Here is a 12,571-nt window from a genome sequence, read left to right as displayed (position 1 = left end):
AAAGTTATTCCAGCTCGCTGGCTTTCTTGTTCAAATATTTGATAATCGACCAAAGGAAAAATGCTCCTATGAAAAGTGTCGGTAGCAGCACCAGTTTCTTTCCGAAGAAGGGTTTTATCACTTCATGGGGCTTGCCGAAGTTGATTATTTTGACTGCTTCTGTTTGCTTTTTGAGTTCAACCTTTTTGACCTCCATGTCCTTGATTAGGTCATTCTTGAGGTCAAACAATGCTCTAATATCCATTCGCTCCTCATTATCCAATACTATTCTACTTTCGCCCTGAGGTGCTGCTTGATTGGCCAGATTTTGCGTATAGTTTTCTATCAATTCATCTATCTGGGCTATAAGAGCACTGTTTCTCTCAATCCTATTTTGGGCATTGTCTCTATAAATTTCAATTAACTCTATGAAATAAGGGTTGCTGTTAATATAATTTACTATTTTTTGAGCATATTCATGTCCAGAATTCTGGCTCTGATACGTAAAAATTATTCTGTGGTTCAATGAATTGCGTTCAAGAATTTCATTTCTAACAATGTCGCTAACAGAACCTGAAATATCTAGTCCTTTAAGCAATTCTAAATATTTTAGCTCATCTTCAAGCTTGCTTTTTTTGTCACCCAATGGTTCGACTGTTATCTCAAACCCCTTAAGGTTCTCGACTTCAATACCCATTTCCTGAAAAAAATCTTCATTTTCGGCCTTGATGTTGGCCTGAATCTCATTCACAACATCGTACATGTATTCTTTGCTCTCGAGGTTTGGCCTTACGATAACTTCAATCTTCATTTTCTTGGACAGAATCTGTTTTAGGCCAAACCCGATGCCCACACCTAATACCGCCAGCCCAATCAAAATAAGGGCATTCCTTTTTAGGTAAAGAAAAAACCTTAAAAAGCCCCTAAATACGGCATTAAAGGCATTATTTATCATCTTGAACAACTGCCCCAAGTCTATCTCATCTGATTCGTTTGTGTTGTTGTTTTGGTTCTCTGCCATTATGAATCAAATATTTGTTTTAAAATCTTATCGGTTATCAAATAGGTCGGCTTTACACCTGTGGTGCCCAAGCCGCCCGATGCCAATGTACTACCCGTTTCCAAAGGGTTGTCAGAAGCATAATAGGCATAGCGCACCTTTATATCATTTTTTATACTGTTCCGTATTTTTGATGCGGACTGTATCGCTTTCTGATAGTGGACCCCTTCCATTTCAAGTCCAATCACATTCCAGGTGGATTCATGGAAAAACTTTAAAATGTCCCTGTTCTGCAAAGAGGTGCCCAAAACCGTTACCATGGTACCTTGCAATACTTTTAGACCGTTGCCTTCAAAGTCATTGGCAGAAAGCTCGTTCTTGAACGGATAGTTATCTGCCGTTCCCTCAAATATATGGGCCGTTGGTATCATTAAATCTCCCTTGCCGCCATCTAAAATTCCGGCCTTGCCCATTATTGAGATGGATGCCACGTTCAAAAAGTGCTTCTTTCCATCATTCTCAAAGGGCTTTAACAATTCGTCGATGGTCTCGTACGCCTGCTCTCCAAACGCATAATCCATCACAAATATAACGGGTTTTTGTTCGTTATTTTTTTCATTGTCAAAGTTATAGCAACACGCCCCTTTGCCAAATTTCGCCACATCGAATATCTGCACATCGATGTTCGCCCCTGACCGGTCGTCTATAAAAAGCATGCCATTCTTTACCGCGTGGGCCTCCACTTTTTTCCTGAGGCCATTGTTCTTGGGTGAACTCAAGGCCTCATAAATCTCCAAATTCGGCTTGCCTTCAAACTCCTTTCCCAAGGCTACCCTGGCAAACAAAGAGTTCATTACACTGTGCATGTTGGCGCTGATAATATGCAATGGACGTTCAAAAAGACCATTTTCAAACAAGGCACTTTTTATGGTGTTCGCCCAACGTTCGCCATGTATGTGGTGCCCTAACCTTTCCCGTAAAAGCGGACTGAATGTAATGGTGCGCCTATTGCCGGTGGTGCGTTCTTCCAAAGAAAGCTTGCCCAACCAATACACAATGTTCAAAAAACGGTCGGGATCATTGCTTTTTGCCAGTTTTTGGTGCATTTCGGTCATTTCCTCAAAGGTTCTGCCCAAAATATTGGCGGTATGTATCAATGCGACTTCACGCTCGTTTTCCTCTTTTTCCTCTTTAATGATGAACTCCTCGAGCTTTTGCCAGTCCCGAATGGTGGTCTTGTGCTCTTCTATGAACACCCGCTCGCATATCTTATCTGCTTCGATGAACAGAAAGGTCAGGTGGGTAAGAATATCATAGATATCCGATCGCCCCCTTGTTATCTCAATGTTCATCTGTTCGGCATCGATGCGGTAGCAATTTCGCCGTCTTTTTGGAGGTATAATGGGCGTTAGGTGCGATTTTGAAAACCCCTCATCTGAGGTAAGGTTAATATAGCTACATTGTTCGATGCCCTCTGGCAGCCTCTCAAGTACATATAAAAGTCCGTTCAGTTCGGCCTTTTCTTCTGCAATGGTACCATAAATTTCAGGTCTTAAAACCAGCAAAGCATTGCGCAATGCATTGCCCGAAACACCCGAGGGCTTGTAGAAACCCCGGTTCAAAAGGTGGCGCATGGTAATGTATAGACGCTCTATGGCGTTGGTCGATTCTTGCGCCCTTGTGGTCTTAACTACTTTCGTCTCAATCATATTACCGGCAAAAGTACATCAAATACTTAGAATCATGAATCATTCCCGCAACTTGAAAGCGTAGAGTGCCGCTGCCAACTCGCGGTCGTTTGCAAGCCGCTTAACCTTGTTCTGCCCTCCCAATTTGCCAACTGATTTCATATAGTCTTGAAAGCCTCCCTTCTTAATCTTGGTTATTTTCAAGCGCTGTAAAATCTTGCCATCCAAGAGATCAAAATAATAACTGTTCTGCTTCTGCATGGCATCGTCCAATAGCTGTGAAAAGTGATCCAGGTCTTTTGGGGCATCCTCAAATTCTATCAACCATTCATGATAAGGCAGTTCGCCTTCTGGCGGGTTGGTCTGTGGTGCCACCGTAAACTCATTGACTTGGGCCCCGGTCTTGTCGATGGCCAACCGCATGGCTTCTTCAACCTCTTTGGCAATCACATGCTCGCCAAAGGCGGAAATGAAGTGTTTTATTCTGCCCGAGACGATTATTTTATAAGGGGCCAAAGAAACAAACCGAACGGTATCTCCCAAGTTGTAGGCCCACAATCCCGCGTTGGTCGTGATGATCATAGCATAATCAATCCCCAACTCAACATCTTTTAAGGTCAATCTTTTGGGGTTTTCATCAAAAAACTCATCTGCCTTGATAAATTCATAGAAAACACCTGAATTTAGAAGCAGCAACATTCCTCTATCTTCTTGGGAATCTTGATAGGCAAAAAACCCTTCACTTGCCGGAAACAGCTCTATACTGGCCACCTTTCTACCAATCAAGGCTTCAAATTTTGAACGGTAAGGTTCGTAGTTGACCCCACCATAAATAAAGAGTTCAAAATTTTTGAACAAATCGCCAATGTTTTTGCCCGTTTTGGCCTTCAAGCGTTCAAAATACATCTGTACCCATGAGGGTATGCCAGCGATAACAGTCATATTTTCGTTTATGGTCTCTTCCACAATGGCCTCGACCTTTGTTTCCCAATCCTCAATGCAATTGGTCTTCCAGCTGGGCAAACGGTTTCTTTGAAGGTAATTGGGCACATAGTGGGCCGAAATACCGGAGAGCCGGCCAAATTTGATGCCGTTTTTTTCTTCCAATTCGGGACTCCCCTGCAGAAAGATCATTTTTCCATCCACAAAACCGGCATTGCCCGTTTCGCGTATATAGCTCAATATGGCATTTCGAGAAGCCTCTATTTGGTGCTTGATACTCTCTTTGGTAATGGGGATGTATTTTGCCCCCGATGTGGTGCCCGATGTCTTGGCAAAATAGAGGGGTTTGCCCGGCCAAAGCACATCTTCGGCTCCTTCTCTCATCTTATCTATATAAGAGCGAAACGCTTCGTAGTCTCTTATTGGCACCTTTTTGACAAAATCTTCATGGGTGTTGATTTCATCAAAACCGTGGTCTTTGCCAAAGGCTGTTGATCTTCCCCGTTTTATCAGTTGCTTAAAGAGCCTTTCTTGTGCCTCAACGGGATTCTTTATCCACTGTGAATTTTTGTAGTGTACGTAAAGGGCAAAAACTTTCGCGGCAAAAGCTTTTATGGACATGGTGCTAGTTAAAATCTATGTAATCTTGTGGGTTTATCGGTTTTCCATCTTTCCATAACTCAAAATGTAGATGGGGTCCGGTGGTCAGTTCGCCAGTGTTCCCCACCGATGCGATAACCTCGCCGGCATTGACAAAATCGCCCTGCGATTTGGTGAGCGAACCACAATGCTTGTATGCAGAGATCAGGTTATCGCTATGTTCGATTATGATCACATTGCCCGTATCAGAGGTCCATTCGGCAAAGATTACGGTACCATCGGCGACCGCTTTGACCGGTGAGTCTTTCAATGCCGTAATGTCTACGGCATAGTGTTTTTCATCCATATCATACCCCTGTGACACCTCACCTGTCAAGGGAGGGAACAATACCGCCCAAGACCCGTCGATATTCCGTTCAAATAGGTTGTACTTGTCTTCGAGCTCGACCTGCTCGCGCAATTCCAGATCTTCCTTTATCGGGGTCAGGTCAACCGTGTTGGGGTCTAGCTTGTACCGTTCGAACAACGAATCGCGATTGGTCTGCGTATTCTCGATGTCGCCACGCAACACCATGCGGATATTATCTAAATACCTGTTGGTATAATTTAATACGGTCATCAGCGAATCGGTCTTGTAGGTAAGCTCTGTGGCCTGTCGTTTAAGCCGTGTGGACGAATACCCTGGAATGTATTCGCGAAGCGGTGTAAAGGCAATGAGCAAAATGGTCAGGGCTATCAGAACAATGATAAAAATACTGCCGGTCACAAAAACATTCAATCGGTTCAGTTTAAAAGAGATCTTCTCTTCAAAGGTGCTCTCGTTCAGTATCACCAACCGATACTTGTGCAGCAGCTTTCTCTTGATTTCCTTTCTTTTTTTGACACGCTTTGCCATTTCACAAAGATAGGCTTAGATTTTTATTTGGGCAGTTATTGCAAAATCCTTGTTAAAGTATGCGCACAAGCGGGTTTTTAATGTCTTGAAAACAATTATACCCCGTAACTTTCGTTAGTGTGCTGTAGGCATTATAGCTACTTTTTAGTACTTTTACTAATCAAACGAATACTATGATTGCTCAAAATATTTTACTTGGTATGTTAGGACCATGGCAAATTGTACTGATTGTGGTCGTTGTGCTCTTGCTTTTCGGAGGGAAGAAAATTCCTGAATTGATGCGTGGGCTCGGCAGCGGCATAAAAGAGTTCAAAGACGCCTCTAGAGAGGATGACAAGATAGAGGGCAAAAGTGAGGCTGACTCTAAAAGCTAGGTCTTTTCTTACAATCATTTATCTTCCTAAATTGCTGGTTTTCACCAGTGTCTTACCGCTTCCATGGCTGAAAAAATTGGCTTTTTGCCATTTCACGCCGTAAATGCCTCTTTTCACAACAAAAAATTAGACGAAAACCCCATTCAAGGTACTTTTGACGTTATAGGGCTAACCTATGTGTCTGAAAGCCCCGGGGAATTAAGATGCATGCCCAAAACCTACAATACCAAAAATAGCATGAGAAAACCACTGCTTTCGGTTCTCGCGGCCTTTGTGCTGGTATCATCCGTTGTACGCTCGCAAGAGACCGACGCAGCGTACCAGTCTGTGGCCTCCGTTACGGTCAGTGATGAGATGGATGGTGCCGATCCAAGCACCGATAGAACAGATATTAAGACCAAATCGCTCAAAAAAGTCAAGGGAATGACCGCTGGCTATTACTTGATCGCCAACGCGTATTCCAAAAAGAAATATCGAGACAAGTTTATTGCCCAGTTGACCAAAAAGGGGTTGCATGCGCACTACATTACAAATCCCAAAGAGGGGTTGAGCTATGTGTGTGTGAACCACCATATGAACTGGGGCGACGCTGTGGCCGATTATGATTCGGGCATTGACGGAAAGTACAATGACGATCTTTGGATACTGATTATAGAAGAAGACTTCGATGACCTTGTTGCAGACAAGGCGGTATCAAATGATAAAACAAAGGCCAAGCTAATCAAAAAGGCCAATGAATATTACGAGATGATGTGGTACAAAGAGGCCGCCAAATACTATGACCTGGCCCTTGAAAAAAATGCCGGGGCCTATTCCAGGGAAGTGTTGCAACGGGCAGGAGACTCGCATTATTTCAATTCAAACATGGAAAAGGCCTATAAATGGTATCATTTGCTGTATGAAAATTACAAAGATGAGATATCGGCCGACAACCTGTTCAAATACGCCCATGCCCTTAAAGGCAACAGCAAATATGGCAGGGCCAAGCGCATGATGCGGCTTTACAAAAGAAAGCTAAAAGATGAGGCCGGCCAACGCTCTGCAAGAGCAGCACTTGCCAACGAAGAAATTGTAGACGAGCTTTTGGCCGATGCCGATGAAACGGAAATCAAAAATCTGGGCATCAACTCAAAGTACTCTGATTTCTCCCCCATATACTATGGCAAAGACCAAATGGTGTACGCATCTGCCAAAGATTCGGGCTTTTTAAATACCAGTCGGTACAATTGGAACAACCAGCCCTATCTTGACCTTTACGTTGCCAAAATAAACGAACGCTCAAAAACACTCGACCAGTCAAAAAAGTTTTCAAAAAAGATAAACACCAAATACCATGAGGCCTCCGTTACCTTTACCGCCGATGGCGCTACCATGTATTTTACCCGTAACAATACCAAGGGCAAAAAAATAATATGGGGCAATAAAAAGGTAAATTATCTAAAGATATACCGCTCTGACCTGGTCAACGGTGAATGGACCACAGGCAAAGAACTGCCGTTCAACGGCGATGACTTCTCAACGGGCCACCCAGCTTTGAGCCCTGATGGCAAGCAATTGTACTTTGTATCAGATCGCCCCGGCACGATGGGCAAGACCGATATTTTTGTGGTCGATGTAAACGATGACGGCACTTATTCAGAGCCGCGGAACCTTGGCCCAGAAATCAATACCCCCGGCAGGGAGATGTTTCCTTTTATAAATGACGAAAAACTATATTTTTCTTCGGATGGACATGTGGGCTTGGGGGGACTCGATATTTTCGAGTCCAAACGGTCAGGGCAAGGGTTCGAAGCACCAAAGAACTTAGGAAAGCCCATCAATAGTCGCCTCGATGACTTTTCGTTCATCGTGCGTGAAGATACCCAAGAGGGTTATTTTGCCTCGAACAGAAAAGGAGGCAAGGGAGATGACGATATTTACTCATTCAAGCGCCTACAACCAGAAGAAGCTGTTAATCTGAACGCGATTACCGGTACCGTTACCGAGTTGATCACAGGAGACCTTATGCCCAATGCCCTTGTCGAGTTGTTGGATGAGAACAACATTAAGCTAAAGGAAACGATTACCGGTGAAGATGGTACCTTCTTGTTTGAAGACCTTGAGGGCCACACCCAATATATGGTTCGTGTCAAGCAGAAAGAGTTCTTCGAAGAACAACAGCCCATCGCCACTTTAGACAACGAAGTCGTAACAGCTGATGTGGCCATGAAGCGTTTGAAAGAAATGATCGTGCTTGAAGACGGCGTTAAAAAGCTCAAGACCGATATGATCCACTTCGACTTTGACAAGTCGTACATACGATCCGATGCGGCCGAAGAGCTCGACAAATTGGTCGAGGTCATGACCGAATACCCGAGCATGGTCATTAAAATTGAATCGCATACCGATAAATTCGGTCCGAGTGCGTACAATAAGTACCTGTCTGACAAAAGGGCAAAATCTACAAGGGATTACCTCATTTCTAAAGGTATAGATACCTCCAGAATTGCCAGTGCCATCGGTTACGGCGAGGAACGCCTACTCAATGAATGCGCTGATGGTGTGCCCTGTTCAAAAGAAAAGCACCAAGAAAACCGGCGCTCTGAATTTATCATAGTTGAAATGTAATGCCAAACCAACTGACCCCTATTGAAAGCCCTCTCGTTGAAGAGGGTTTTCTTTTGCCGTAGATTTCGAATGCATTTCATCGATGGTAGCTGGCAGTTCTTCCCAAGACCATTGAAAAGGTTTCCCGGTTGTTCAGCGATCATTTTTTGCCCTTCGTCCATCCAACAACATCTCACTTTCCACTTATACGTTTTACATGGCATTTTATCGCCTTTTTTTTACAAATCCTAGCATGCATTTTACCTTGCCAATATGTTCAATGTGAAAGATGTTTCTATGAAGAAATTATTACTTGTTAAGGAAATTTATTTAGAAGCTTTTAAAAATCTGGGTCATATATTGATTGAAAAGTATTTTAAAATCTTCTCGTGGTTTTGCTTCATCATGTTCTTTGTGGTACTCTATGCGTTTATTTTTAGAGTTTCCACAGGGTTTGCCTTTGATTAAGAAACCATCGGACAAAAAAGTACAAATGGGGGCTATGCCCCCATTTTTTATTACAAGATCTCCAAGGTCCTTATAATGGCCTCCAACTCGAACATATAGTCCCTTTTTTCGGTAGCAGGGGCAAAAGTGAAGCCTTCTATCACCAACCTTCGGTCATTTTCTTTGTCATTGATGATATAGGTAAGGAACGGACCCGCCATGGGGTAGCCGTGTATCTCCCATATACCGCGTACCTCTACCGCCTTTTTGCCTGCTATCTCTGCCGGAAATACATAGGGGGCAAAGTACTTCTCGGTAATCATATAAGTTCCCTCGTTGGGCCCGGGAATGTATTTTTTGCCTATGGAATCGCGCATTTTCACAATGTCCTTTACAAATGTCGAATCATTGGTAAGGCTGTTCATGGGCATTTCGTAAACGATAATGTTCATGGTTCCCTTTTGAACGGGCCTATCGATCCAAACGAAATTATCCTCCTCTTTTCCTACGCGGTACACCGAGGGTATGGTCAATTTGATGCCAAAGCGCTCTTCCAGAGCCTTTTCTTTGTTCAGTGAACGGGCAAAGCGCTTCTGGGCCTCACTGATCTCCACGTTTTTGTAGGCCGCAATCGCTTCGTCTGAAATACGCTGGATATTTGATATAAGCTCTTGCTCGTTGCGCCCCTTGACCACTGTTACCCGTTGTGGCTTGGCATAGACGTCTTTGCTTACATAGGCTGCCGAGGTAGTGTCTCGCAATACGTAGAGTATCGACCTCGACTCAAGGGCCGTACCGCGAAACACCCTTGGTGGAAGCTGGGTTATGGAAAACAGTGGCTCTTCCCAAGGCAGGCCCACCACATTGGCGGCAAAACGTTCGCGAATGGTATCGCCCACCGGGCCTTGCCAAAGATCGGTGTTCATCACCACCATAAGTGAATTGACGCTCCCTGTGGAAGGAGGTAAGAATTTTTTCTGTTTTGAAAAGTCGTTACAAGAAACGAAGGCCAGCAATAGGCCGGTCAAGAGTAGTGTCCCCAAATATTTCATAGTGTCCAATTTACGAAGAACAATCGCACAATTTCAACTTTGTGCCCGGTTTTAGGTTGTTACCACTAATACCGTTCCATTCTCGTAAATTTTCGATGGAAACTCCAGGATATTTTCTTGAAATGGTCCAAAGCGAATCGCCCTCTTGCACGGTATGTACCTTGGCGTTGCTGGCAACCGCGGCCGAGGCCCCTGTTTTGCTCGTCCTCTTTTGAACCTTTGGCGACTGTGCAACTACAGGTTTTCGTGGGTAAATCGTCAACCGCTGACCAACGCGGAGATTGTTGCTTCGCAACCCGTTCCACCGCTTGATTTGGCTGATGCCCACTCCATAGCGCTGTGCAATCTTGCCAAGATAATCACCGCTTCTCACCCTGTAACGAATTTTGCTGTTTGCCTGCACCAATTGGGGGAGGGGCTTTTCTAGGGAGTCGAGCTGCTTTTTTGCATAGGCATAGATGGCCGCTTCGTTGTTCACAAACTTGCCAATCTTCGACTTTGGCAATCGTAAGGCATAGGTCTTCCCTTCGATCTTGGGAATGATTTTCAGCTTATACGCCGGATTGAGCATTTCCAACTCTTCCATATCGATGTCAACCACCTTTGAAATTTGCTCGAAAGTAATCAGGTTCTTGACATGCACGGTATCGGTCTCAAAATAAGGCCGCTCGACATTCACACGCTTCAGACCATGCTCTTCGGCATATTCAAAAATGTACATGGTGGCCAAAAATGCGGGTACATATCCAGCCGTTTCGCGCGGCAAAAAGGGTCTTATATTCCAGTAGTTTCGGTATCCGCCAGAGCGTCTTATGGCCTTGTTCACGTTGCCCGGACCAGAATTGTAGGCCGCCAGGGCAAGGTCCCAATCTTCGAAAATATCATATAGTTTGGCCAGATATTTACAGGCAGCGGTCGTGGACGCGATCGGGTCGCTTCGCTCATCGACATAACTGCTCACATCCAATCCGTACATTTTTCCGGTGCCGTACATAAACTGCCAAAGACCGGTGGCCCCTACCCGCGACTTGGCCCTTGGGTTCAGCGCCGATTCAACGATGGAGAGGTATTTTATTTCCAAAGGAACCCCATGGTTGTCCAATTCTTGCTCGAACAGTGGAAAGTAGAACTGGCTGGCCGTCAACATGCGCTCCATCAGGCCGCGTTTTCTGGTCAAGAACGATTTTATGACACTTTCCAATGAAGGGTTGTACGCAATGTTAAATGGTGTTTTCTCATTTAGGCGCTGCAATCGGGCCTTTAGGGTATCTGTGGGTAAGTCCAGGGCAGATTTTTCGGTGTCTTCAGTGGGCAGGTTCACCACTTCATCGTACATTTCGGTAAACAGAGCGGCGTTCTTATGAAGTTCATGAAGCCAAAGACTATCGTACCGATATGCTTCCTCAAGATCGGCCAATTCGATGGTGCCCGCTTTGGTTTCTTTGATCTCGACCAGTTGCCCATCCAACTTTCTGACATCAAGTGCAGGCACCTTTTCAGTGCTGGGTCCTGTATCGGTCACGGACATTTTTTCTTCTGATGCTTCAACAGGTGATCGTTCCTGTTCTTGCCCGTAGAAATTGGCCACTGCCAAACAGAAAACAAACAAGAAGATGTTGGTCAATTGGTTCATTGGGCCTTTGTTTGAAATGGGACAGACTAAATTGGTCTTTTTTTCTGAAAAACAAAAATTTAGGGGTCAAAAACCCTTTCTTTCATGGCAAATGACCCCCGTGCTTTTATAACGATCAATTTAACCCATTATTGCAGCGATACCGGGCAATGTTCGCCCCTCAAGGCTCTCGAGCATGGCCCCGCCTCCGGTGGAAACATAGCTCACCTTATCTTCGAAGCCAAATTGCTTTACGGCGGCCACAGAATCGCCGCCGCCAACCAGTGAAAAAGCACCGTTTTGGGTGGCCTGGCCAACAAAGTTGCCCACAGCTATGGTGCCTTGGGCGAAACGTTCCATTTCAAAGACCCCTACCGGGCCGTTCCACAAGATAGTCTTTGATTGCACAATCACCTTTCGGAAGTTCTCCAAGGTCTGGGGACCAGCGTCAAGGCCTTGCCATCCATCGGGAATCTTATCCACATCCACTATTTTGGTGTTGGCATCGTTGTCAAACGCATCGGCAGCCACCACATCGACCGGTAGGTGCACGGCAACCCCTTTTTCTTCGGCTTTGCGTAAAATGTCAAGGGCCAGATCCGTCTTGTCGTCCTCACAGATCGAGTCGCCCACTTGGCCTCCTTTTGCCTTGACAAAGGTATAGGTCATTCCACCGCCGATAATGAGGTTGTCCACCTTATCAAGAATATTCTCAATAATGGTAATCTTCGATGAGACCTTGGCCCCGCCCAAAATGGCCGTAATCGGTTTCTCCCCGGTTCGCATTACCTTTTCAATGGCCTTGATCTCTTTGGCCAACAGATAGCCAAAGCACTTTCTATCGGGAAAAAACTGGGCCACAATGGTAGTGGAGGCATGCGCCCGGTGGGCCGTGCCAAAGGCATCGTTTACATAAATATCCCCATTTTTGGCCAATTGCTCGGCAAAAGCCTTGTCGCCGCTCTCCTCTTCGGCATGAAACCGAAGGTTTTCGAGCAACAGCACCTCGCCCACTTCAAGATTGCCAACGGCCTCTTCGACCTTTTTACCCACACAGTCTTCTACAAACTTCACTTCTACCCCGATGATCTCGGAAACCTTTTCGCAGATATGGCCCAGCGACATGTCGGGGTTCACCTTTCCCTTGGGCCTGCCCAAGTGGCTCATCAGAACAGCACTGCCGCCGTCTTCCAAAACCTTTAAAATGGTTGGTTTTGCCGCTTCGATGCGACTGGTATCGGTAACGTTGAAGTCGGCATCCAACGGTACATTGAAATCGACACGGATCAATGCCTTTTTATCTTCGAAATTAAAATCGTCCAAGGTCTTCATGGCTATCGGTTTAATGCACGCCAAATGTAAAGATTTCAAAGGGTCAAGACAAGGTCGTGCCGGC

The 12,571-nt window shown here is 45.1% G+C and carries 10 protein-coding genes; 3 read left to right on the top strand and 7 right to left on the bottom strand.

The features are described from left to right. Window positions 1-4: 4 nt before the first annotated feature. From VC82_RS06700 to VC82_RS06685, 4 genes are read right to left on the bottom strand one after another with little or no spacing between them, the layout of a single operon-like run. The gene (locus VC82_RS06700) at window positions 5-1,000 is read right to left on the bottom strand and encodes a GumC domain-containing protein (RefSeq protein ID WP_045801690.1); all 996 of its coding nucleotides are present in this window, start codon (window positions 998-1,000) and stop codon (window positions 5-7) included. Then, entirely contained in the window at window positions 1,000-2,688 is a 1,689-nt protein-coding gene (locus VC82_RS06695) for a DUF6909 family protein (protein ID WP_045801689.1), read from the bottom strand. Before VC82_RS06695 ends, VC82_RS06700 begins: the two co-directional genes overlap by 1 nt. A 39-nt stretch (window positions 2,689-2,727) precedes the next feature. Next, window positions 2,728-4,230 (bottom strand): GH3 auxin-responsive promoter family protein, encoded by a 1,503-nt coding sequence (locus VC82_RS06690; protein WP_045801688.1) that lies wholly within the window; start codon window positions 4,228-4,230, stop codon window positions 2,728-2,730. 4 nt (window positions 4,231-4,234) lie between these two features. After that, complete coding sequence (locus tag VC82_RS06685) at window positions 4,235-5,104, bottom strand: M23 family metallopeptidase (RefSeq protein ID WP_045801687.1); 870 nt, start codon at window positions 5,102-5,104, stop codon at window positions 4,235-4,237. A gap of 173 nt (window positions 5,105-5,277) precedes the next feature. On the opposite strand from VC82_RS06685, the gene tatA reads away from it, so the two are divergent. The 3 genes from tatA (at window position 5,278) to VC82_RS15895 (ending at window position 8,532) form a co-directional block, all read left to right on the top strand. Next, window positions 5,278-5,478 carry a twin-arginine translocase TatA/TatE family subunit gene (gene tatA, locus VC82_RS06680; protein WP_045801686.1) on the top strand — a complete coding sequence of 67 codons (201 nt, stop codon included), beginning with the start codon at window positions 5,278-5,280 and terminating at the stop codon, window positions 5,476-5,478. 237 nt (window positions 5,479-5,715) lie between these two features. After that, window positions 5,716-8,085 carry an OmpA family protein gene (locus VC82_RS06675; protein WP_245616001.1) on the top strand — a complete coding sequence of 790 codons (2,370 nt, stop codon included), beginning with the start codon at window positions 5,716-5,718 and terminating at the stop codon, window positions 8,083-8,085. Window positions 8,086-8,361: 276 nt separating this feature from the next. Continuing rightward, on the top strand, window positions 8,362-8,532 hold the full coding sequence (locus VC82_RS15895) for a DUF6747 family protein (RefSeq protein ID WP_313777715.1): 171 nt from the start codon (window positions 8,362-8,364) through the stop codon (window positions 8,530-8,532). A gap of 50 nt (window positions 8,533-8,582) precedes the next feature. On the opposite strand, the gene VC82_RS06665 is transcribed toward VC82_RS15895, so the two are convergent. The 3 genes from VC82_RS06665 to VC82_RS06655 all read right to left on the bottom strand — a co-directional run bounded on the left by VC82_RS06665 (window position 8,583) and on the right by VC82_RS06655 (window position 12,507). Next, complete coding sequence (locus VC82_RS06665) at window positions 8,583-9,563, bottom strand: DUF4837 family protein (protein WP_045801684.1); 981 nt, start codon at window positions 9,561-9,563, stop codon at window positions 8,583-8,585. A gap of 10 nt (window positions 9,564-9,573) precedes the next feature. Then, window positions 9,574-11,196 carry a LysM peptidoglycan-binding domain-containing protein gene (locus VC82_RS06660; protein WP_045801683.1) on the bottom strand — a complete coding sequence of 541 codons (1,623 nt, stop codon included), beginning with the start codon at window positions 11,194-11,196 and terminating at the stop codon, window positions 9,574-9,576. 120 nt (window positions 11,197-11,316) lie between these two features. After that, window positions 11,317-12,507: a phosphoglycerate kinase gene (locus VC82_RS06655; RefSeq protein WP_045801682.1), complete on the bottom strand. Its 1,191-nt coding sequence runs from the start codon at window positions 12,505-12,507 to the stop codon at window positions 11,317-11,319. Between the last annotated feature and the right edge of the window lie 64 nt (window positions 12,508-12,571).

The organism is Flagellimonas lutaonensis (assembly GCF_000963865.1).
GTDB lineage: Bacteria > Bacteroidota > Bacteroidia > Flavobacteriales > Flavobacteriaceae > Flagellimonas_A > Flagellimonas_A lutaonensis.
This window is presented reverse-complemented; position numbering and strand designations above follow the sequence as displayed.